The organism is Erythrobacter insulae, assembly GCF_007004095.1.
Taxonomy (GTDB): Bacteria; Pseudomonadota; Alphaproteobacteria; order Sphingomonadales; family Sphingomonadaceae; genus Erythrobacter; species Erythrobacter insulae.
In genome coordinates, this window is the sequence record NZ_VHJK01000001.1 from 1483668 (window position 1) to 1506856 (window position 23189).

The 23189-nt window shown below is 55.7% G+C and carries 20 protein-coding genes; 13 read left to right on the forward strand and 7 right to left on the reverse strand.

The window, feature by feature from the left end:
- Window positions 1–120 precede the first annotated feature (120 nt).
- Together FGU71_RS07045 and FGU71_RS07050 are read left to right on the forward strand one after the other, a co-directional pair.
- Window positions 121–3093, forward strand: coding sequence for a TonB-dependent receptor domain-containing protein (locus FGU71_RS07045; RefSeq protein WP_142787917.1), 2973 nt, complete (start codon window positions 121–123; stop codon window positions 3091–3093).
- 72 nt (window positions 3094–3165) lie between these two features.
- On the forward strand, window positions 3166–4485 hold the full coding sequence (locus FGU71_RS07050) for a spinster family MFS transporter (protein WP_142787918.1): 1320 nt from the start codon (window positions 3166–3168) through the stop codon (window positions 4483–4485).
- Between the two features lie 85 nt (window positions 4486–4570).
- Here the strand turns inward: FGU71_RS07050 and FGU71_RS07055 are convergent, their stop codons facing one another.
- From FGU71_RS07055 to FGU71_RS07070, 4 genes are all read right to left on the reverse strand, one after another.
- Window positions 4571–5293: a tetratricopeptide repeat protein gene (locus tag FGU71_RS07055; protein ID WP_142787919.1), complete on the reverse strand. Its 723-nt coding sequence runs from the start codon at window positions 5291–5293 to the stop codon at window positions 4571–4573.
- Entirely contained in the window at window positions 5290–6591 is a 1302-nt protein-coding gene (locus FGU71_RS07060) for an O-antigen ligase family protein (RefSeq protein ID WP_185960227.1), read from the reverse strand. The genes FGU71_RS07055 and FGU71_RS07060 overlap by 4 nt, the downstream gene beginning before the upstream one ends.
- 93 nt (window positions 6592–6684) lie before the next feature.
- Window positions 6685–6975, reverse strand: a complete 291-nt coding sequence (locus FGU71_RS07065; RefSeq protein WP_142787921.1) for a hypothetical protein — start codon at window positions 6973–6975, stop codon at window positions 6685–6687.
- A gap of 134 nt (window positions 6976–7109) precedes the next feature.
- Complete coding sequence (locus FGU71_RS07070) at window positions 7110–7571, reverse strand: lasso peptide biosynthesis B2 protein (RefSeq protein ID WP_185960228.1); 462 nt, start codon at window positions 7569–7571, stop codon at window positions 7110–7112.
- An 88-nt stretch (window positions 7572–7659) separates the two neighbouring features.
- On the opposite strand from FGU71_RS07070, the gene FGU71_RS07075 reads away from it, so the two are divergent.
- From FGU71_RS07075 to FGU71_RS07095, 5 genes are all read left to right on the forward strand, one after another.
- Window positions 7660–9546: an asparagine synthetase B family protein gene (locus FGU71_RS07075; protein WP_142787923.1), complete on the forward strand. Its 1887-nt coding sequence runs from the start codon at window positions 7660–7662 to the stop codon at window positions 9544–9546.
- Between the two features lie 5 nt (window positions 9547–9551).
- Window positions 9552–9686, forward strand: coding sequence for a lasso RiPP family leader peptide-containing protein (locus FGU71_RS14105; RefSeq protein WP_185960229.1), 135 nt, complete (start codon window positions 9552–9554; stop codon window positions 9684–9686).
- A gap of 68 nt (window positions 9687–9754) precedes the next feature.
- A complete protein-coding gene (locus tag FGU71_RS07085; RefSeq protein WP_142787925.1) occupies window positions 9755–10885 on the forward strand; it encodes a methyltransferase in 1131 nt (376 codons plus the stop codon).
- Window positions 10878–11738 (forward strand): hypothetical protein, encoded by an 861-nt coding sequence (locus FGU71_RS07090; RefSeq protein ID WP_142787926.1) that lies wholly within the window; start codon window positions 10878–10880, stop codon window positions 11736–11738. Before FGU71_RS07085 ends, FGU71_RS07090 begins: the two co-directional genes overlap by 8 nt.
- Entirely contained in the window at window positions 11725–12006 is a 282-nt protein-coding gene (locus FGU71_RS07095; RefSeq protein ID WP_142787927.1) for a PqqD family protein, read from the forward strand. The genes FGU71_RS07090 and FGU71_RS07095 overlap by 14 nt, the downstream gene beginning before the upstream one ends.
- Window positions 12007–12021: 15 nt before the next feature.
- Here the strand turns inward: FGU71_RS07095 and FGU71_RS07100 are convergent, their stop codons facing one another.
- Together FGU71_RS07100 and FGU71_RS07105 are read right to left on the reverse strand one after the other, a co-directional pair.
- The gene (locus FGU71_RS07100) at window positions 12022–13689 is read right to left on the reverse strand and encodes an ABC transporter ATP-binding protein (protein WP_142787928.1); all 1668 of its coding nucleotides are present in this window, start codon (window positions 13687–13689) and stop codon (window positions 12022–12024) included.
- Complete coding sequence (locus FGU71_RS07105; RefSeq protein WP_185960230.1) at window positions 13686–14849, reverse strand: nucleotidyltransferase family protein; 1164 nt, start codon at window positions 14847–14849, stop codon at window positions 13686–13688. The genes FGU71_RS07100 and FGU71_RS07105 overlap by 4 nt, the downstream gene beginning before the upstream one ends.
- 236 nt (window positions 14850–15085) lie before the next feature.
- Here FGU71_RS07105 and rfbD point away from each other — a divergent pair, with 236 nt between their 5' ends.
- The 4 genes from rfbD to FGU71_RS07125 are packed head-to-tail and all read left to right on the forward strand — an operon-like array spanning window position 15086 to window position 18936.
- On the forward strand, window positions 15086–15955 hold the full coding sequence (gene rfbD / locus FGU71_RS07110; protein WP_142787930.1) for a dTDP-4-dehydrorhamnose reductase: 870 nt from the start codon (window positions 15086–15088) through the stop codon (window positions 15953–15955).
- The gene (gene rfbB, locus FGU71_RS07115; RefSeq protein WP_142787931.1) at window positions 15948–17015 is read left to right on the forward strand and encodes a dTDP-glucose 4,6-dehydratase; all 1068 of its coding nucleotides are present in this window, start codon (window positions 15948–15950) and stop codon (window positions 17013–17015) included. Before rfbD ends, rfbB begins: the two co-directional genes overlap by 8 nt.
- Before the next feature lie 4 nt (window positions 17016–17019).
- Window positions 17020–18015 (forward strand): class I SAM-dependent methyltransferase, encoded by a 996-nt coding sequence (locus FGU71_RS07120; RefSeq protein WP_142787932.1) that lies wholly within the window; start codon window positions 17020–17022, stop codon window positions 18013–18015.
- A gap of 27 nt (window positions 18016–18042) precedes the next feature.
- Window positions 18043–18936 (forward strand): sulfotransferase, encoded by an 894-nt coding sequence (locus tag FGU71_RS07125; protein WP_142787933.1) that lies wholly within the window; start codon window positions 18043–18045, stop codon window positions 18934–18936.
- A gap of 11 nt (window positions 18937–18947) precedes the next feature.
- Here the strand turns inward: FGU71_RS07125 and FGU71_RS07130 are convergent, their stop codons facing one another.
- Complete coding sequence (locus tag FGU71_RS07130; protein ID WP_142787934.1) at window positions 18948–20285, reverse strand: lipopolysaccharide biosynthesis protein; 1338 nt, start codon at window positions 20283–20285, stop codon at window positions 18948–18950.
- A 139-nt stretch (window positions 20286–20424) separates the two neighbouring features.
- Here FGU71_RS07130 and FGU71_RS07135 point away from each other — a divergent pair, with 139 nt between their 5' ends.
- Window positions 20425–21753 carry an O-antigen ligase family protein gene (locus FGU71_RS07135; protein ID WP_142787935.1) on the forward strand — a complete coding sequence of 443 codons (1329 nt, stop codon included), beginning with the start codon at window positions 20425–20427 and terminating at the stop codon, window positions 21751–21753.
- A gap of 19 nt (window positions 21754–21772) precedes the next feature.
- On the forward strand, window positions 21773–23185 hold the full coding sequence (locus tag FGU71_RS07140; RefSeq protein ID WP_142787936.1) for an asparagine synthetase B family protein: 1413 nt from the start codon (window positions 21773–21775) through the stop codon (window positions 23183–23185).
- Window positions 23186–23189: the final 4 nt, after the last annotated feature.

Consider the following 23189-nt stretch of genomic DNA (forward strand, 5'->3'; position numbering starts at 1 on the left):
GACAATCGGTCGGGAGGGGCCAAAATATAAAGAAACATCGTTCGCGCGATCGGGGAAACCGACGCGGGTAAAGATGGGGGATCTCCCGACCAGGAATGAAGCATCATCCTGGGAGGGAAAATGAAAACTCAACTCAAAAGCACCATAGCGCGCAGCGTCCTTTGTATTGCAATGATGGCGGCACCAGCCGCCGCGATGGCACAGACTCAGGCCGAAACTGCGGGGGACGCGGAAGCTCAGCCGGGCAATAATAACATTATTGTGACCGGGTCTCTCATCCGGGGAACGCCCGAAGACGCAGCGCTGCCGGTTGATGTTTTCACGGCGGATGATCTTGCGCAACAAGGCGTCGATAGCCCTCTTGAGTTTATCAAGAATTTGCCATCGGTTGGCGCAGTTTTGGGTGATTCCAATCAGTTTTCTACGTCAGCACAGGGCTTTCGCGGAGTTGGCTCTATCAACTTGCGCGGTCTGGGCGCGACACGGACGCTTACGCTTTTGAATGGTAAGCGGACCATCGCAACTCCTGGTGAGGGATTTGCGGATACGCAGTTTATGCCTCTTTTTGCACTCGAACGGATCGAGATTCTGAAGGATGGTGCAGGCTCGACATATGGTTCTGATGCGATTGCGGGTGTGGCGAACTTCATCACGCGAAGCCAGTTCACCGGCGTTGAATTGAAAGGTGATTATACCTTCATCAGCGGGTCGGATAACGATTACAACATCAGCGGTCTTGCCGGTTTCGAAATGGGCAACGCCAATCTGGTGGTTGGTGCCGGTTGGCAGAAACGCTCGGAACTGCCGACGACAGCCCGCGATTACACCGCCACCGATTATGCTGTTAATCCGTCCGCTTACTCGGCGCTGAGCACGCCCGGTCTTGTGGCTGTGACCTATTTCGATACGACAGGCGCAGGAATAAACACGCAGGTGCGGCCCGATGTCGGGTGCACACAGCTTGGCGGATTTCAGGATGGGGGAATTTGCCGGTTCACGTATGTTCCGTATGACAACATCACAGAAGACACAGACCGCTATCAAGCGTTTGCGCAGTTCACCACTGATCTAAGCGATAGCGTGACGTTTCAGGTGGATGCGCTTTGGGCGCGGACAGAAGTGAAGTCTTTCAATCAGTCACCTGCTTTCCCGCCAACCCAAGGCCCGAACGGTTCAGGTTTCCTGTCTGCATTCACCACTTCGCCGGCCAACCCTGGTCTGCCAGCGTTCCTTGACCAAGTCGGTTTGCCGCAATCTTCGGCAACTGCGCCTATCGTCGCTGTGACCAATGTTCTGTTCCGTCCGTTTGGCTATCTGGGTAATCCATTGGATCCCGAACGCGGCGCCAGCGACGGATTTGCAGTCAATGATGGCTGGCGTGTCAGCGGCGGTTTCGACATTGAACTGAATGACAGCCTGACGCTTGATATCGACGGCACATTTTGGGAATCAAAGCGTCGCCAGACCTCTCAGGGTATCGTGGGGTCAAGGCTTCAGTCTGCGCTCAACGGTCTGGGCGGTCCAAATTGTACCGGCAACACGCCGGGGGCCAATGGCTGCCTGTTCTTTAATCCGTTCACCAATGCCGGGCCGCGCAACCCTGCATTGAATATCACCAACCCGTTTTACGTTCCGGGTGCCGAAAATTCGGCTGAGCTCGTCAATTTTATCCAGATCAACAACGGCGTAACCGAAGAAGAAACCCAGTTTGTCTTTGACGTTGTTCTTTCCGGTGAAACCGGAGTGGAGCTGGGGGGTGGTCCGCTCGCCTTTGCTGTGGGCGCTCAATATCGTGACAACGATTACAGCACCCGGCCGGTAAACGACGAATCCAATGCGAACATCAACCCGTGTTTCATCGAAGGTGATCTTAGCTGCGTAGGCACTCCTACCGAAGGTGTCGGACCGTTCATATTCCTCGGAGTTTTTCGGCCGGTCAATCTGCAGCAAAGCGTTTACGCGGTGTTTGCAGAGCTTGCTGCGCCGATAAGTGATCGGTTGGAATTGAGCGGTGCCATTCGGTTTGAGGATTATGGCGATCCGATTGGCTCCACGATCAATCCGAAAGGATCGGTGCGGTTCGAGGCGACCGATTGGCTGACCCTTCGCGGATCAGTGGGCACCACCTTCCGCGGACCGTTGGCGTCCAATGTGGATGCGAACAGCGTCACAGCGCTTCAAGGGTTCACTGCCGCTGGCGGTAACTTCAAATCCCTCGATATCTTTGGCAATCCCAACGATCTGGGACCAGAAACTGCGCTTACATACAATGTCGGTGCAATCATCAGCACAGGCTTTGGAGGCGGAACTCGCGTCACCTTAAGCGCCGATTATTGGGCCATCAATCTCAAGGACCGGATCACAACGACACCCGGCGATGCGATTGCCAGCTTGGTCGCCAACGGGCAAACCACCGGCACGCTTCCGGTTGATTGTTCCAGCCCGCTGGTTGATCTGATCACGTTCAGCGGCAATCAGTGCGACCAAAACACAACGGGTATCGATATCAGCCGCGTCAGAACGGATTTCGTCAACGGACCTGACGTTGATATCGCCGGTCTCGATTTCGCGCTGAATGTTGATATTCCGATTGGCGAGACCTTGATGTTCTCGTTTGGCGGAAATGCTGTCTACAACCTGAAATACGAGTTCGATGATTTCGAATTGCGCGGCGTAGTGGTTCAACCATCCTATGATGCAGTTGGCTTCGGCAACTATTTCAGGGATCCCGATACTCTGCCGGAATGGCGGGCGAATGGTTTTGCAAACCTCAATTTCGATCCGGTCAATGTGCGTTACTCTGTGACCCATATCGACAGTGTGTTCGATGATCGCTGTCTCAACGTCGATCCCTGCTTCCAAACATCGCAGGGTCCGACCGATTATGGCATCGTGAGCGGATCCTATACGCAGCACGATATCGCGGTCACACTCGACCTCGATGTTGCCGGCGCCGAGGTGCAATTGCAGGGCTCAATCGAAAACTTCACAAACGAAGCGCCTGCTGCTGCGCAATTGCCGCTCGGCTTTAATCCGTTCATCGGCAATGCGATTGGACGGAATTACAGGCTGTCTCTCCGCACTCGTTTCTAATCACGGGTCAACAGGACCGGGGCGAGAGTCCCGGTCCTTTTCTTTCTCACACAACATAGAGGAGCCGCGCAGGTGAACACTGCAACGGCGACGCTCGACAATGCCGGTCGGGAATTGACAGCCAAGGCACGCAATACGACTCTGGTTTTGCTGACCGTTACGTATTTCTTCAGCTATATGGACCGGCAGATCCTTGCGATCCTGCTGGAAGATATAAAAGCTGATCTGCTGCTGAGCGACACGCAGCTTGGGTTACTTTCCGGTTTTGCGTTTGCGATTTTTTACGCGACGCTGGGCATTCCGGTGGCGGCCCTCGCGGACCGGATGAATCGCGTCAATATTATCTCAATCGCCTTGGCCCTCTGGAGCGCGATGACTGCTGCCTGCGGTTTGGCGCAAAACTTTACCCATCTTCTTCTTGCCCGCATCGGAGTGGGGATCGGAGAAGCAGGCTCAAGCCCGCCCAGCCACTCGATCATCGCGGATATGTTTCCGGCAAATAAGCGCGCGCTAGCCCTGTCGATCTATTCGCTCGGTGTTACACTCGGCGCTGCTGCGGGCCAGATGTTCGGCGGAAATCTCACCTATTTCTTCGATTGGCGCGTTGCTTTCATCGCGATCGGTCTGCCCGGCGTGATCCTTGCGATTATCGTCAAAGTGTTCGCGACCGAGCCCATGCGGAAAGCTGAACCGGGCGCAGTCGAAGTGACTGAAACACCGCCGATCAGCGATGGTTTTCGATCCATATTCATGAACCGGGCAGCGGTCTGGTTGATCGCCGGCGTCACACTGACTTCGATGATCGGTTATGCTTTAACTGGCTGGACCCCGGCCTATCTGATCCGCTCGTTCGGTCTTAACACTCTGCAGGTTGGCAACTTTGTCGCCCCGCTTCTGGCGCTTGCCGGGATCGCAAGCGGACTGGGCAGCGGTTGGCTGGCGAACCGCCTTTCGGATCGGATTGGATTGCATGCGCAGCCATTGATGATCGCTGGCCTCAAAACGATCGCGTTGCCATTTTTGATCTGGTTTTACCTGTCCGAGAACGCGTATTGGGCGGTCGGCGCATACTTTTTGGCTGTGCTTTTTCAATCCTGCTACCTCGGTCCAACCTTTGCGCTTATCCAGACTTTAGCGCCGATGAGAATGCGCGCGGTCTGGGCCGCGATCACTTTGTTGGTCATCAACTTGATCGGTCTTGGTATTGGGCCGACCCTGGTCGGTGTGATTTCGGATATGTTCGCGCCGCAATACGGCGATGAATCGCTTCGTTATTCCCTGCTCGTGATCGCGTCACTCACGCCGCTGGCCATCTTTGCCTATTGGCGCGCATCGGTGGCATTGAAGGCATTACAGGACAAAAAGACTGCCGAGCTCGCCGGGCAAGGCTGATCGTTGACTGTGTAGCGCCGGATCAATGCAGGCAAATCGCCTGAGGCGTTTCCTGTGTGGCCAGTCTTGCGGGGTTATTGCGCCCCTATGGGCAAGACCCCGCGACAAGCGCGTCGATCATTGCGCCTGCCTCTGGGTCTCGCGCGGTGACTCTTGGCGCCACGGCTTTGAGAGTTTCGCAATTAAACGCTGCGCCGCTTGCATGTGCGGAACGAACGATCTGAACAAAGGAGCGCGGCGGCAGAACCCGCGCGCCGCGTTGCAGAAAGGTCTCAGGCCAACGGTCGCTCCCGCTGACTATTTCGGTCAATGTTCGTGCCGCCTCACTTTCAGCCGTTCCGAATAGCGCATTGCCAAACTCTTCCAGCAACGCATCCTCTGTCCGGTTCTGCAAAAACATCGCAATATAGCGCTTGGCCGCTTCGGCCTCGTCTCCAGCCGCCAAGGCAAGGCGAAGCATGGATTCTTGCGCCGCCGGATCACGCCAGCCGCGCTTTGCCGCGATTTGAATGGTCAGGAACCCCGCGTCATTCTGACCAGCGGCAAATTGCGCCTGTGCAAGCAATCGCAAGGGTTCGGCTGGGATTGGCCGCTTTTCAACCAAGCGTCTGGCTTCTGTCACGGCAAGGGCGGGCGGGCCGCTTTGCAGCGCCCGCGCGGTCAATTGCGCCTGCGCAAACCCGCGCGCAGGGGCCGGGACGGCATCCGCCAAGGCCGGTACCAATGCCGACTGGCGGTCCAGCTGAAGCGAGATTGTGACGGCCGCTGCCAAAAGCAGAAAGACCTGCCAGATGATCCGGGCAATCATGGGCTGGCCTCTTCCTCGGGACGCTCTGCTATCCGCGCCAGCAGCAGCAAAGCAAAGGCCGCAATGCCAAGCATGGCCTGATTGCGCAGCGGATAATCGGTGATGGATTGCAGCGCGATTGCCAGCAAGATCGAAGCAGCAGCCCATGCCATCCAGCGTAATTGGGAGTGGCGTGCACGCCATGCGAACCAGCCGGTCAGGATCAGCCACAGCGCGATCAATATGAGGCCCGGAAGCCCGGCTTCGATTGCGATTTCCAGATAGTCATTGTGCGCGCGCCCTGCGCGCCGTTCAGTCGCGTTTTCTAAAGATTCGTCTGTTTGGAATACTTCGTCGAACGTACCCATGCCCGCGCCAACAGGCCAATATCGCGAGGCGGAATAGAGGCTATCTTCCCAAATGTAGCTGCGCGCGTCGCTTTGCGTTTGGAAACGCTCCACAGTGTCGTTCACGCGGCCCGGCGCGATGGTGAGAACCGCCGTGACCGCGCCAAGGCCAAGCAAGACAGCACTCGCCAGAAACAGATTTGATCGGCGAGGGCCGCTTTTGCCATTGCGCCGCTCGACAACCATTTTGAGAAGCACAAGAGCGACTGGAATAGCGGCCAGGACCAAGGCCGTGCGGGAGCGGGTCAGAATAATCGCTGTCATTAATAGAGCGCAGATCGTTATTCGCGCGGGCAGAACAAAGTGATGAGGTTTGGGAGCAGGCAGCATCGCGGCGAGCGACAATGCACTGACCAGCAAGAGCCCTGTTGAATTTCGATTGGCAAATGTGCCGTACAAAATGCCAGTAGCGCTAGGCCCGGCATAGATCCTTCCTGCGGTGCCCCCGGACAAGACTTGCGGAATACCGATGCAGACATTCAAAAGGCCAAGGCCGACCACCACCCATCCTAGTAAAACCAAGTGTCGGCGCTTTGCGGTCCAGCCCGCTGTGACGACCGCAATCGGGACAATCATTCCCGTTAAAGCAACCGCTGTGCGTACCGGATCAACGCTTATCGGAGCCCATCCGCTTCGGCCGGTCAGCGCAAAGGATTGCTGAACCAGCTCGCGCCCGGGCAGAATGGACCAGACTGATTCAGGAAGCGGTATAATCTGTATGAGAGGTACGCAGATCGAAAGTCCAAGCACCGCCCTGAGCGATAGCGGAGCCTGCCTCCAGAACCCGAGCACGCTGTCGCCGCGCACAGCGAGCAGCAGGAGAGCACAGAGTTGGACGATAAGATTGGCGATGCCATAGCGCACGCCGCCGCCGCCAATGATGACCGCAATCAGCAACAGTGTCGCAAACACTGCGAGCGACAGTTGAGACTGATTTCGGGTGCCCTTTCGGCCCTCGGATTTTATGCGCGTCGATCGCATCGAACGGGCTGAAATTCGCCGGGTTTAAGTGCCCGGTGACTGATCATCACTATCATCGGCAATCGAGAGGACACCGATAATCACAGTTGCAGCGAGCAGGCCCGCGATGACACCGGAAAGACGGCCCCAAAGGCCAGCAACTTCATCATCATCATCGTAAACAGCGCCAAAGATTGCACCGGCCGACGATGCCTCTGCCCCATAAATGGAGCCGCTGTCGCCAGCACGGGTGTTGGCTTGAGCCGCGATGGGCGACAATGCCAAGCCAGCTGCGGCCACCGTTACGGCAAATTTTGTCGCGATCTGTTTGATCATTGGTGCCTCTTTGATGTCTCTGAGCTCGGGTCTGTACTCTTTACCGCGAAAATACAACCAAACATGTACCGGCAAAAGGTAAACTTTGGTTGCACACAGAGCGAATCGTCGCAGATGTGAGCAAGTCCGCTTGCCTAAGGGCCGGGGTCTTGCGCGAACAAAACGGCGTATTTGCTGACATCACCCCCGGTCACCACCGCACCTCTGTGTATCAGCCACGCATGTGCTGCGAATGCGCCATTTTCGGGTTTTTCGACCCCGATCTGAATCTCGCTTTCAAGCCCGGATGCAGCGAGCCAATCTTGTGCGGCCATCGATTGGATCAGACAATCGCTGCGCCATGGCAGCCGGTGCGATAGCCGCGGTAGGACATAGGCAATCCGCGCCAGATGAACTGGATCTGTGCCGATACCCTCCAATGTTACCGTGCGAGCGGCCTTGTTCCGCCGGACAAGATCGCTTGCAGCGAAGTTGCGGAATGCAATCCGCGCTTTGATAAGCTGCCAGGACCCGCGCAAGCTGTAATGCGCGAGCCAACCGATATCGCGAAGCGCAGGCTTCTGGCCCAGGGCCGGGACTGCTTTAGAGCCGGGCATTTCTTGTGGTAATTGCGCAGGGTCCATCGCCGAAGTAGTGCCACACATGCGCGGTCAGAGCCAGCTGACATAAGGGAGAACAGACACGATGACCGGAATTGCTGCTGTTCTTTGCGATGGACCGGGTCCGCAAAAAACTGTGCAGGCGATGTCCGCCGTGCTCGAGCAAACTCCGCATGATTCTGCTGGCGATTGGGCGGACGGTGCAATGGCTCTAAGCGCCTGCGCCTTAGCCACCACGGCGGAATCTCTGGGCATAGTTCAACCTTGCACCTCGCTATCGTCCGACATCGCATTGGTTTTTGACGGGTTTCTGACCAATCATGCAGAGCTGAGGCGTGACCTGCTCGAGCGCGGCGCAATATTGCGTAACCGCTCGGACGAGGAGCTCGTCTTGTGCGCATATGAAGAATGGGGCGATGAATGTGCAATCAGGATCGAAGGTGAATTTGCCTTTGTGATCGCCGATTTGCGCCGGCAAATCCTGTTTTGCGCGCGCGATCATCAAGGTCTTCGCCCGCTTTATTACTTCGATGATGGGACCATTTTTGCCGCAGGTTCAAGTATTGCGGCTGTGCTGGCGGCGCTGCCCGGGACACCCCAATGCGATTACGAATTTCTTGCCGAGGCAATGATCGCCGAGGTCCATTCGATCGAGCGGACTGGTTGGAAAGATGTGCGCCGATTGAAGGCCGCGCATTGCCTTTCGCGGCCGCTATCAGGCAAATTTCGCGAGTTCCGATATTATAGTCTGCCTGAGCGCCCGATCACAAAGTTTCGATCTGATGCAGATTATATCGCGCACTATCGAGATGTCTTGAGTGATGCCATCCGGCGGACTTCGCGAACGCATTTGCCACTCGCTATCGAAGTGAGCGGCGGGCTGGATTCCTCGGCGGTGTATTGCCTTGCGCAATCGATGATCGCGCAAGGCGGGATCGAAGCACCGAGCATTGCGGCATACTCTCTGCGCGGAGAGGAAGGTGGTGCATCCGATGAAATCCAATTTGCACGCGCGGTGGCCGATTTTACTGATACCAAGCTTTATGAAAGCGAGCTTTTTCGCCCGCCGCTTGAATGGTTCGCAGCAGAAGCGGCGCAGGCGCGCGATCTTCCAACCTACACCAATGCCGCGCACTCGATCCATATGGAGCAGTTGATCGCCAGCAGCGGAGCCCGCGTTGTGCTCAATGGAATGGGCGGCGATCAATGGCTTGATGGCAGCTATGGGTATTATCATCAGGCTATCAGAGCCCGTGCACCGGCGCGCTTTATCGAAAATTTGCGCCGGGATATCGGGCTTTATGGTGTGCGGTCCGCGGTGCCATTTGCAATCCGCAAGCTGATGTTGTCTGCTCTGCCAGACCCGTTGCGGCTGGCTCTTAAACGGTCACGCCCGGATTACGCTCGATTACACTATGAAGGCGTCCAATTCCTGAACGATGAATTCGCAGAGAAAGTTCGTGCTGCGAAACGGCGATATCTCGCGGATCTTCCTGTCGATGAAGTGCACACTGCCAATGTCAGGACGCTCGATTCCCTGCCGAACCAGCGGGCTTTTGATTTGATGTATCGCCAGCGGGCCAACATCGGATTGGAAGGGCGCAGCCCTATGTTCACGCGGCAATTCATCGAGTTTTGTTGCTCTGTGCCGGAAGATCTCAAATTTCGCGGTGGGCGGACCAAGTGGCTGCATAGGGAGGCTATGCGCGGATTGATGCCCGACTGCGTGACAGACCGGGAAGACAAAGCGAGCTTTCCCGAGCGAAAGCACGATGCGTCCATACGATCCCTATGCGAGAAAGCAGCGGGTGAAGAGCTCGCCCCCATAATAGATGCCAAACGGTTCACCGCATTCTGCGCTCTGCGCGAGGGTGAAAACATTGACGATTCATGGGGTCGGCCGTATTGGGGAGCCTATTCGGTAGCGCAATTCTTAAAGAATATTTCGTACATTCCGACCACCAAAGGCTGATGATCTTGCAAAAGAAAACAACTTACGCTTCACCAAAGCTGACAGATTATGGCTCCGTTCGCAATTTGACCGGCGGCAGCGTTGGCGGGACAAATGATTCCGGCGGAAGTCTGGATGGCGGCAAATCTACAATGATGTGAGTGGATCTTTCAGGTTCGCTATTACTGCCACCGCAGAGGGCTTAGTCATTGAAATTAAGTGATTTTCAATGGTAGGCTATCTTTCGGAACATATTCAATATCTCCGCCTGCCGCACCGCAGCGATCTGTATCGCGCGGCCATATCGCGCTCCCTCCCAGTTGGCAGCACGGTCGCAGATCTCGGCTGCGGCGTGGGTGTTTTAGGCATCTTTTGTCTTGAGGCTGGTGCAGCGCATGTGTGGGGCATCGACAGCAGCGACGCGATCCATCTTGCAAAAGAGACCGTTCGCAAAGCCGGCCTAAGCGAGCGCTATACCTGCGTCGCGGATACAACATTTTACACAGACCTCCATGAACCGGTCGATGCGCTGATCTGCGATCATATCGGATATTTCGGCATTGATTACGGCATCGTTGATATGATGCGTGACGCCGCCAGCCGGATGCTGAAGCCGGGCGGTGTTTTGATGCCAGACCGGATCCGGTTGCACCTCGCAGGGGTGTCATCTGACACGTGTTTGGACGAGGCCTCTGCTTGGTCCAAAGACGGCATTCCTGATCCTTTTCACTGGATCGATGAGCAGGCGAGAAATTCCAAATACGCGCACGATTTTGCGGCGGAGGAATTGTGCAGCGATAGCTTCGAATTGGGCGAGATAGAGTTGAGTGATGCCGTATCGGATTACTTCTCTTTCACAGCTGAGCTGCTCGCGGCACGCGCTTGCCGATTTGATGGCTTGGCAGGATGGTTTAGCGCCCATCTCGGCGGCGGCGTGTGGATGACGAACTCACCATTAGATGCGCAAAGCATAAAACGATCGCAGGCATTCTTTCCAGTTACAGAGCCATTCCAGGTCGAACAAGGCGACCGGATAGGCATCGCTTTTCGGGCGCGATCTGACGGGCAATTTCTTGCCTGGAATGTTACGCCTCCCGGCGGCGCGCCGGTTCAAAAACAGTCGACTTGGGCAAATGCGGCCCTTGCGAAACGTGATCTGACATCTGCCGGGAACGCACCGATTGAGCTTAGCGAGAAAGGCACCGCATTTGCCTATATCGTGTCGCTGGTCGACGGTCAGCGCACAGCTGCGGAAATAGAGGCAGAGGTCATGCGGGACCGGCCAGATCTGATGCCAAGCGATCAGGCGACGCGGGATTTTGTTCGCAGCGTCCTAAGGCGTTATGCGGTTCATGACTAATCTGAAAGTCTGCTCCCCCAGACCTCAGGCTGCGCTTGGGACTGCTGCCTATGACAGGTGGCTGTCTCCGGATCATGAATGTCTGTGTGAGTTCCACCGGGAAGCCTCAGGGTTTTTGCTGCGCTTCCCCGGAGAAGCTGATTTTCTGATCGATAACGCTTTGACCACGGCCGTGGCTTGGCCGGTGCCGGACGCGCAAAGAGGCATCGAGCGCAGGCTGTTTGAAAATTCGATCCAGCCGCTCTTGGGAAATCACGCTGGTGGCCTGTTTCTTCATGGCAGCGGGGTTCGCACCGATTTCGGCGCAGCTGTGATGCTGGGCAATTCACGCAGCGGCAAAACGACGCTTGCGGGCTTTCTTGCCAAACACGGCAATCCGTACATGACTGAAGACGTCGTCGATCTTGCCCAGAGCGGAGATGAATTCCGGCTGCGATCCAAAGCCTCTGCGCTCCGCCTGTTCAGGGATAGCGCCGAACACTTGCTGGGGGAAACCATTGAGATTTCGGTCGAGGGCGGCAAGCAACCTTTGAAAGCAACCGAAGGTCTGCCGTTTTCAAGCGGTTCGCAGCGTGTATCAGCCATTTTTTTGCTCGGCGATGATCATGGCGCTGAGATTTCGGTCCATCGATTACGATCCGCTGCTGCTTTGCCAGCCTTGATGCCTCATGCTTTTATTCTTGATGTTGAGGATCGGCCAAGGCTCCGCGGGCATTTTGATCGGCTCGCGGATCTGGCTGACAGAGTGCCGGTATATACCCTCGATTACCCCCGCGAATATTCGGCTTTGCCGCAGGTTCGGGCTGCGATATTGGAAGCGTTAGAAGGGATGTCTGCCGATGCAACTGAATGACCGATTTGCCGCTTCAGATGATGTGGTCGCCAAACAGGTTGGCGGTGAGACTGTGTTGCTCGATTTGGCGAGCGGCCAATATTTTGGCCTTGATCTGGTTGGTGGGCGCATTTGGGAATTGTTTGGCGAGGCATCGCAAAGCCTATCAAGCCTGTCCGACGCCATCGAAGCAGAATTTGACGCGCCGCGCAGTGTTATCGAAACAGACATCCGCGCGCTGCTGGTTGATCTGAAAGACCGAGAATTGATCGCGCCGCAGCCGGAGTGAAACGTCAACCGCCGATCACAGCGCTCCGGTTACATCGGTCACAGCATCCGCCGAAACCTTGAGCACTCTGTCAGCCAGTGCGAGGCTGGCTGGCCGGTGGGTTATGATGATGACCGTGCGGCCTTTCAGAGCCTCGATACAATCTTCGACAAATGCGGCTTCGCTATCGAGATCGTACATGCTGGTCGCTTCATCCAGAATGTAGATTGGCGGATCGCGGTATAGCGCACGGGCCAGCGCCACGCGCTGGCCTTGGCCGCCTGACAAACGGATGCCGTGATCGCCGATTTCTGTTTCCAATCCTTGTGGCAAATCGGAAATGAAGCGTTCTGCCTGGGCAAGCCTGACCGCGCGAGCGATGGCCGCTGCGCTGTTGTCGTCAGAATGCCGGTCTTGCCCGAATGCGATATTGTCAGCAATTGTACCGTTAAACAGCAGTGCACGTTGCGGGACATAGCCAAATTGGCGACGCAGGCTTTGAATTTGCAGCGCGCCGATATCTTGCCCGTCGAGCAGAATCTGGCCGCTGTCAGGTGCATAAAATCGCAACAGCAATTTCACGAGGGTTGATTTGCCAACGCCGTTATCGCCGGTAAGTGCGATGATCTCACCCGGTTGAATTTGCAGATCCAGACCGCAGAGCACGGCGGGGCGCCCTGGATATGTGAAATGGACGTTTTGCAATTCAATCCGCCCGTTTGCCCGATCCGGCGTGATGCCTGAATTGTGGCCGCTTTCCAATTCCATTTCGAGCACAGATTGGAGCCTGGAAAGAGTGCCGCGCGCTGTTTGGTATCGCCCGTAAATATCGGCCAATCCGCCCACTGGACGCGTGAGCAATGCGGCGTAAAGCAAGAACGCAAACAATTCGCCGGGGCTTTGTTCCCCGCTCGCAAGCGCGGTGCTGCCAAGAGCAAGCACGGCGATAGCGGCCAATGCAGAAATCAGTGCGACGATGGGGGATATGAACGCTCTGATCCGGGCTTTTCGAAAGGCGATCGCCTGCGATGTCAGAACAGTTTTCGAATACCGTGTCCGATGATCTTCTTCGCTTGCGAATGCCTTGATCGCGGGGATCATCGCAAGGTCGCTTTCCGCAGTCGCAAAAACAGCGACTTCGGCTCTGCGGGCTTGGCGTGCAAGGATACGCAGGCGGCGGCCGACAAGCTTCATGGCAACGAAAAACAACGGGAGGAGAATAGGGATCAAGACTGCGACGTAAGGGTTAATCAGGAACAATACGATTACAGCACCGCCCGCCGTCAGCAGCATCGACGGTGCGGTAGCGAGTGTCGTTGCCAAAAAGCTGCTGAGATTGCCGACCTCGTATGTCATCAGCGCGAGCAGATCGCCGCTGCTGCGCTTTTCATGAAAAGACATCGGCATGAGACTGACGTGATCGTAGATTTCTTGGCGCAAGCCGGTGAGGATTCTGAGCGACGCCGCAGATGACGCGATTGTTGAGAGGATGCTTAATCCTGTCATGGCGACCAGCGCGAGGATCAGCAGATAAAGGGTTTGATCTAGGCTTTGGCTTTGGCCCGTCACCATGCCGCCGATCACCTGTCCAGCGAGCCAAGGAATTGCCAAGGTCGCAAGTGAGCCGAGCAGAGTGAGGCCGCTGATCAATAGCAATTCGGCGCGAAACTGCTTTGCGCGCTGCCAGAGGAACTCAAATGTCATCGTGATCGGCCCAGCAACATTCTTGCCGCTGCGTCAAGCATTCTGCGCAAGTGCAGGGCGGCCAAAGGCAGGTGATCACTTTCGGGATAGCGCTCGCCCATAAATGTCCGGTCGGGCAGCACCCGCTCTGTGATCAGTTTCAGCTTTGCCGAAAATGTCGGCGCAGCGGCAAAGTCCATTTTGAACCGGTGCACAGTGGAAGTGGAGGACGCGTAATAAATGCAAATGATCCCGTCCTCGTTGGCGGCTTCCTCCAGCTTGCCAAGGCCGTCCGGCGGGCATTGGGTGCCTAGCATCTGACTGGCGAAATCCAGTGCCGAGGCAACCGCTTTTGCCGCCCCCCAATTTTTGGAAATGCGGGCCAGATTTTGCCAGTCCTGCGGCGTGAAGTCTGCGGCCAGATAATGGAGATCAAGCGCCCAGATCAACCTGTCGCCGTCCAACACCTTGCCGTCTTCGATATGATAGCCGAACGCCTCGTGCCCGGTCCGATTGATGCAGATTTGAATAAAGCTGTCGATGGGCCCTGTGCCCACAGCTTGCGAGGATAATCGCGGCAAGGGCATCGTCCGTTGGCGTGGGTGATCGCGCCCGATGGCTGCTGCAATCGCCATGCTGGAGCTGGCATCCCAATGCAGATCGACTTGATGCGTGAAGCCTGATCGCGAATGACAGACCCACGTTTCCTGCAAGGCGCGCTTGTCGCGGCCAGATTGAAAGCCGCATTGGAGGAAGATACGCCGCACATTTTCGCGGCTCATGCTCTCAATCAACAAGTCGGTATCGCCGCGTCGGCGCAAGGCTGGATCTTGATACACAGAATAGGCGAGCGCGGTGCCCTTCATCATGATTGTCTGAAAGTCTGCGTGATGAAGACGATCAATAAGCCGTGTGATTGCGGCCGCATGGTCGCTTTCCCAAATCGCCTGCAAGCGTGCCTGATCGGACAAGGCCTTTGAAAGAGGTGAGGGCCAATTGGGTGCCTTTGTGTCGCTTTGTGCGATCAACAGCGCGATGCCGTGATATTCCAGCCGCTGTGTCGCAAGGGCGATGACATCCGCACCGGTCAGATCATCAGGCCACGCGGGGATAGGCGCACCTGCCAATATACCGCGCACACATAGCGCGAAATAGCGATCAATGGCTTCGGCCTGTGTCATAATACGATACGCTGGTTTGATACCCCGAAGCTGCGGACGCAAGTATGCGGGATTGAGCCGATTTTGGCCAGTGCCCGCATCAACAAAACGGCTATCGCGGGCTTTTTGGTCACAAGGAGCCTGCGGGCGGTGTCTAGGCGCGGTCATGATAGCCATTGACCCCTTAAGACGGTGCTGCAATGCCATCATCCTGTCAGCGGATTGGCTCTGACGCTGACCGGTGTGGTGGAGTGTTCATGAAAGTTCTTATCACAGGTGCAAAGGGGCAGCTGGGCGGCGCTTTACAGCGGACCGCGCCGGATCACGCAACCATTGTAGCGGTCGATCGCGAAGGTTGTGATCTGACCGACACGGCTGCTTTGCGGGCTCTGATTATGTCACAGGCCCCCGATATAGTGATCAATGCGGCTGCATACACCGCCGTTGATAAAGCCGAAAGTGATGAACCACTGGCCCGTGCCATAAACGCAGATGCTGTGGGCGTTATGGCAAAAACTCTGGATGATACGGGCGGCAAGCTGGTGCATGTGTCGACCGATTTTGTGTTCGATGGCCAGTCTGCACGTGCGTATCGGCCTGATGATGAGCGGGCGCCGCTATCGGTTTATGGCCGAACCAAAGCCGCGGGTGAAGATCATTTGCGCGCCAGTGATGTGCTCGTTCGCACAGGCTGGGTTTACGAAGCGGGCGGGGCTAATTTCGTGCTCACCATGACCCGCCTCATGAATGAGCGTGATGAGATTGGCGTTGTGGCAGACCAAATCGGCGCGCCGACTTGGGCAACAGGTTTGGCGCGTGTGATTTGGGGTCTGATTGGGCGCGAGGCGCAAGGCACATTCCATCACAGCGACGCGGGTGTCGCCAGCTGGTATGATTTTGCCGTTGCGATTGCCGAAGAAGCGTCAGAGATTGGCCTTATTCAAAACCTGCCCCGCATCAATCCGATAACAACGAGCGATTACCCCACACCGGCAAAGCGACCGTCATTCTCATTGCTAGATTGCAGCACAACCCGCGCTGCACTGGCGGATGACCCGGCGCACGGTACGGCCCACTGGCGCACTCATCTTCGCATGATGCTGAAAGAGGAAAAAGCCCTTGGCTAATCTACTTGTGACCGGAGGCGCTGGCTTTATTGGCGGCAACTTCGTGCATTTCTGGAATGCAAAGCATCCCGATGATGTTGTTATCGTGCTGGATGCGCTGACCTATGCGGGCAACCGTTCGACCCTCGATGGCGCGCCGCGATGCGAGCTTGTCGTTGGCGATATTCGCGATACGGATTTGGTTAAGAAGCTGCTGCGCGAACAGGCGATCGACACGATCGTTCATTTCGCGGCCGAGAGCCACGTTGATCGTTCAATCACCGGACCTGATGCGTTCATCGACACCAATATCCTTGGCACGAACAGCCTATTGAAAGCGGCGCGGGCGGTGTGGATTGATGGTGATGGCCGCGATCATCGTTTTCACCATATCTCGACCGACGAGGTGTTCGGTTCGCTATCGATGGATGATCCTGCGTTCAGCGAAACTACGCCCTATGCCCCCAATTCCCCGTATTCTGCATCGAAAGCGGCATCTGATCATCTGGTCCGCGCGTACCACCACACATATGGTCTGAATGTGACAACCAGCAATTGTTCCAACAATTACGGTCCTTATCAATATCCGGAAAAGCTGATTCCGCTGTTCTTCTTGAATGCGTTATCGGGCAAGCCGCTGCCGATATATGGCGATGGTATGAATGTCCGCGATTGGCTGCACGTCGAAGACCATTGCCGCGGTATCGAGGCATGCCTTGAAAAAGGGGTGCCGGGCGAAACCTACAATATTGGCGGCGGCGCAGAATTGCCCAATATGGCCGTAATCGATGCGGTTTGCAGAGAAGTTGATCTCGCGTTTGCGGACATTGATGGGCTTGATGCGCGATATCCGTCTGCCCCGGCGGCGAAAGGGCAAAACAGCGACAGTCTGAAAACCTTTGTCACTGATCGCGCCGGGCACGACAGGCGTTATGCAATAGATGAAAGCAAGGCGCGATCCGAGCTCGGCTATAGCGCGTCACACAGTTTCGATGACGGCCTGCATCAAACGCTGCGCTGGTATCTTGATAATGAACACTGGTGGCGGCCGCTGATGTCTGACCAATCTGGCACGCGATAGAATCATGGCTTTGCCGAAAAGCGTGCATGCCGATCGGTTCGTTGACCAGACGCAATGCCTCTTTTGCGGCTCAACCGAACTGTCTGCGTTTATTGACGGAGTGCAGGATTGGTATTTTCGCGCCAGCGACAAAACCTTCGCGTTTTCTCGCTGTGATGAATGCGCTTCGCTGGTGCTTGATAAGCGACCTGATGGTGATGCCATCGCGCAGGCTTATGCCGGCTATTATACTCATGATACGTCAATTCAGCCGATCAGACATTCAGGCCTGCTCCAAAAGTTGTGGGGAAGGGCACGTAACGGCTACATAAATGCGCGCTTTTCATGCTCGCCATCGTTGGTAGATCGAGTGGGTGCCCATTTGATCTCGGCGTTTCCCGTACGCCGGGAGCGGTTGGAAATGGAGTATCGCAGATTGCCAGAAACTCGGTCTGCGGTGCTCGATTATGGATGCGGTAATGGAGATTTTCTGGCCAAGGCGAGATCGCTGGGGCACGAGGTGATGGGCGTCGATTTCGACCCTGAAGCGGTGGATCTGGTGCGGTCACGGGGTCTGCCCGCCTGCCTGGTCGATGCGATTGAAGATAAGGCATTTAGCCGGTCTTTTGATCATATCACAGCCAATCATGTGATTGAGCATGTTTCTGATCCGCGTGCTTTAATCGCCAATTTCGCCAAGTGGCTTAAGCCGGGGGGCAGCATTTTTATGGAGCTACCGAACGCGCGCGCGCGCGGAATTGCGGAGCATGGCAATTTCTGGCGCGGGTTCGAAGCGCCGAGGCATTTTGCTCTTCCGACATTCGATGCTCTAAAGACTGCACTGGTCAATGCTGGCTTTGCAAATGTGAGCCGCATTGTGAGGAAAGACGTGCGAAAGAGCATGGATCAGATTGCGCTGTCCATGATCGCTGAAGTTGGCTCTCAATCGAAAAACTTGCCAGTCGATCTTTCATTGGATGAAGAGGAATTCATCACAATCACCGCCGTGTCAGGTGATTGATATTCTTTTCTTTAGGAGGGCGATCCTGTGAAACTTTTCATTCATCCAGGCTTTCACAAGACTGCCACGACATTCCTGCAAAAATCGGTTTTTTCGGATGCGGCAATATTTAACAGCCTAGGTACGCCAGAGCAGATTTCGCACCTGATCGAGAGGCCACATCCTCTGGTGTTTGACTGTGATTTGGTACGCCGCGACCTGGACCGAGTGATGCCGCTGTCGAGTGACCGGATCAACATTCTGAGCTCTGAAACCCTATGCGGAAATCCGTTCTTCGGTTCACGAGACGCAGTCGAAACCGCCGCGCGTCTCTGTAATATTTATCCCGAGGCGCACATCCTATTCACGGTCCGCCACCAACGCAGCGCAGCGTCCTCTTTGTACAAGCAATATATCAAGATGGGCGGAAACGCATCGCCGCAAGACTTCTTCGACCCAGACGAGGTTCCGCAATTTTATTTCTTTGACCCGATCACCCTCGATTATGGCCGAACCGTTGAGGCATATGCCAACCTTTTTGGTGGGCGCGTCTGTGTTCTGCCATACGAATTGCTGAAGCAAAGACCTGCCGAATTCTTTGACCAGCTGGGCGAATATATGGGGTTTTACCGAACCGATCTGGATGCGCCCGCAGCGACGCAAAGCGTCAGCCCATCATCCAGACAAGTGGCTGCATATCGGTACGCCAATCTGTTCTCACACAGCCCGATTAACCCCGATATGAAAATAGGCCCGCAAGTGCTTGGCCGCGCGATCAGGTTCGCCGCAAACCGTTTCTTGACTGGGTCAAAGCCTGCCACATGCCCCATTTCAGACGCCTTTGAGAAGGTGAACAGACATGATTTCGCCGCTGGCAATCGCACCTTGCAAAAATTCTGTCCGGTGCCTTTGGATCAATTCGGATATCACGTCAGCTCGTGAATTGGTGCCTTTTAGATACGCGGCGAAATCACCTGCCCCGTCCAGATATTGATGCGTTCCTTGCGTAGCACCGTAACATATGCGGCCAGGTTGCGCAGCAGCATCACACACGGGACGCAGATTGCGATCCCCAACAGCCCGCCTGCATGCGCGGCGATCGGCAGGATCAACAGCAGCGTCAAAGTGCTCGTGATTGTGATCCAAAGATTGGCGCGTTCATTCCCGGACATTGCGAGTATCATTCCGGATGGACCGGTAAGGATGAGCGCCAGTTGCCCAATCAGAAGAACAGCAAGAATTGGCCAAGCTGCAACGAATTCGGGACCAATCTGCGCAAGCAGGAATTCACCGCCGAACAGCAGGATGATGACCAATGGCGCCGCAGTCAAACTGCTGATTATCAAAGCCGCGCGGGCCAATCTGGCGGCCAGTTTGCGGTCATCAGCATGAAAGGCTGCGCTGATCTTTGCCGAATACACCGCGAAAATCGCGAGCGAAACGATTTGCAATGCCCCTGCAATCTGCACGCTCACACGGTACAGGCCGGCATCGACAGTGCCGAACATCTGGGCCGATACGGCAAGCCCGTACCAGTCTCCGATGTTTTGCGCGATCCCGACACCCCAAAGCGGTAGAGAGGTTGCGAAAACCGTCCTCATCCCGATCTGAGCGGCGTCTGTTCGCCGGCTGATATAGCGCATCATTGCCCCGACACCGAAAGCCGCCGCGATCAATCCTGCCAGTGCCGCAGCCCAAAGCGCCTCGTAAACTGTGGCCGCTATACCGCTTACCAGCGCTAGAGATGTCGCCAGTGGTATGGCGAGCGCCGAGATTATCTGCCCCAAAGTAAAGCTATGCTGAGAGCGCAGCAGTGCGCCAAGCAATTGGACGCCGCCTCGAGCTACCAAGAGCGCGCATAATACGCCTAACATTTCGAGAGGGACGGCTATCCCGAACAGCGGTTCCCAAATGTGTTCTCCGCCGAGCCACAGGACCATTACGAGAATGCACATCAAGCCAAAACCTGATGCCAACACTTTGGCGAATGCGCTGAACGCCACAGATGTCTTGTCCGCGACGGTTTTTGAAAAATGGCGAACAACGCTCACATCAAGCCCGAACAGGCCAATGACCGACAAAATCATGGCGGTTTGACTGACAAGCGCGAACTGCCCGGTCGCCGCCGCGCCAAGATTATGCCCGATCAGATATGTGACTGCAAAGCCGGCCAGTACCGTCGCGCCGCGAACTGCGAGAGATAGCAGGACGTCTGAATTTTCATTGACCATGCGCCGCACGTTCGTGGCTGGCCAAGACGAACCAGTTTCATGTTGATCCCGAGCGGTCATCGGGATTGCAATGCCGTTTTTCTGGCTATTTCGCGAGCGCTAATTCAAAACCCATCTCAAACGCCCGCGCAGGCCCTATCAAACGGCAGAATTGGTGTTTCGTTATTGAACTCAACGCCAAGCAGGCTACACCACGGCCATGGCGACGGTTCCAAATTCATTTCCGAACTCTTTGGACGTGTCCAATCCTTCGTCGATGAACTATGCGCACAGCGTATCAGACAAGCTGGCCTATTTCGCGGCGATGCTGGGCTACGTTCTGTTATTGCCGCCACAACTTAACCTGGTGGTGATGGGGTCAACAGTTCCGCCCTACCGGATTTTCTTGATTGTGGCCGCAGTCTTTATCGCGCTGAGCATGATCAAAGGGGCATTTCGATTTCGATGGCCGGACATCGCGATGATCGCTGCAATTGGCTGGATATGTCTGGCCATGTCTATGACATCGGAAACCGATGAAGCGATAACCGGCAGTGCTGCGCACGCGATTGATATCGGTTTCGCGTATTTCTTTGCCCGCTTGACCATCTCAAGCCCGCGCGCGTTGCGGGTGTTCTTGCTCCTGATCCTACCGGGTTTGCTAGCACTGGGCATTCTCTTGGCAGTAGAGGCGGTGACCCATACCCATATTCTTCAACCGATTTTCGCGAATATAACTGGTGCACCATTTCATTATGGCTCGACACCAAGGCTTGGACTGCTGCGCGCGCAGGGCCCGTTTGCCCATCCTATTCTTGCGGGTATTTTCCTTGCGAGCTTTTTGCCATTATATTGGCTGGCAGGATTAAGAGATCGAGCCAAATTCTCTGGTGTTTTTGCGGCAATTTGCAGCATTGTAACGGTCAGCTCTGCGACTTTTTTGGCGCTGGCTGCTGGGGGTTTTTTGCTGGCCTATAATTGGGCGACCGAGCGCGTTGAGAACATTTCCTGGCGGTTCCTGTTCATGCTTGCCGCGTTCGGTTTGTTTGCAGCGGAAATTGGCACAAAATCGGGTAGCTTTAGCCTTCTGGTCAGGTTTGCATCCTTGAATGCCATGAGTGCATACAACAGAGTGATGATCTGGGAGCACGGATCGCAGAACGTGATCGATAATCCATGGTTTGGGATTGGATATTCTGACTGGGCCCGGCCAGTCTGGATGGGCGATTCGCTTGACAATTTCTGGCTGCTGACCGCGGTGCGCTTTGGCGTGGTCCCGGTTCTGCTTTTCACTTTTATGGTTGGTTCGGCGCTGATTGTGCTGGTTTTGAGATCGCTTCGCTCAAGCCCCTTGGATGCTCGTCTAGAGCGCGGTGTTGCCATTGCGTTGGCTGTGTTCGCGCTGGGACTGATCTCGGTATCGATCTGGCTTTCACCTTTGGTCTGGTTCTTTATGCTGCTTGGCATCGCGGTGAGTCTGGGCGGCACCTCTGCGAATGCGCTGATGGGATCTGCGCCGTACGAACTGCCTGAAGCGAAGCCCGCTTGACCGGTTGGAACTTGTGAAAATGGAACTTGCTGACTGGCAATATGCAATCGACGTCGATGACGATCAGATCGCAATCAGTCATGGGTCTGGCATCGGATGTTTTGACGTAACCAGCGCAAATGGTCAGCGGATCGGTTCGTTGATCGGATTTCCTATCGATCTGAAAAGCAGGAGCGTTGTCAATCGGACGCTTCAATCTGATTTTCTTGCCGGTGAGGATATTGATCGTTTCGCCAAACGGTTTCTGGCTGGATTGGCGGGCCGGTTTATCTGGCTTCTCGATGTTCCGCACTGCCGCCGCATCTACACCGATATCCTGGCCAATATCCCTTGCGTTTACGCGCTCGACGAACGCCGGATCGCGTTAACAGCGCCGGGCCTGTTGGATTGCGATACGGCCAAAAGGCGCTTTGATGCCGAGCTTGTGCGCCACATGGGTACGGAAGCCTCGGGCTGGTTTCCGGCGGGTCTCACTGCGCATCGCGGCGCCTTACGGCTTATGCCGAACCATTACCTCGATCTTGATGACTGGTCTGTTCAACGTTTTCGCGGGGCCAAAGATCTATTCGTTCCGGTGGAGTTAGGCGCCGCGGCGAAGATCGTAACGGAATCAGTCGAAGCGCAAATAGAAGCGCTTTTGAACAGCGACCAAAAGCCGGCATTGGCTCTTACAGCGGGGCTCGATACCCGCATGGTGGCGGCTGCATCGGCTTCGTTCAAAAATGAAGTCACCTTTTTCACACTGACTACCGATGAAGTGCTCGATTTTGACACAGTGATACCGCGGCAGATCGCGCAGGAGCTGGGCCTGAGGCATATCGAATTGCCGCGCAGGTACGCCGGCGATCCAGAGCGCGAGGCCTATATCGCTCGCGGGGGGCACTGCGTCTCTGGGCAGAATGCGCGGCTTCACATCAGCACTGCACCGTTACAGGGTGACTATACGATTGTAGGCGGGCTTGGCGGCGAGAATTGTCGCGGCTGTATGTGGAACCCTGGCGATGACGGCTCGCTGCCAAGCGCGCCTGAACTGATCGCGAGATTCGGTCTTCCGCAACATGAACTGGCAATCAAACAGATCGAGGCGTGGCTTGCAAATGTTGACACGCAAGACGCCCGCCAGCTCTATGAAATGGCATATATCGAGGTGATGCTTGCCTGTTGGGCATCGGCGCAATTCCCTTGCGACCCGACTGTTATACGCCAAAATCCGCTTCTGACAGTGCCAGCAATCACCGCGATGCTGGGACTGTCAGCGCCAGACAAAATTGCCAAGCGTTTGCCTGACGAAATGATCAAGCTGTCTTGGCCGGAACTGGGCAATTACTCCGTCAATTCACTTGGTCCAGTCGGAGATTTTCTGGCCAAGATCAAACGCGTTGCCCGGGACCCGGCAGTGCTTATCCGGCGCGCTCGCAGACTTCGCAGCTGAGATT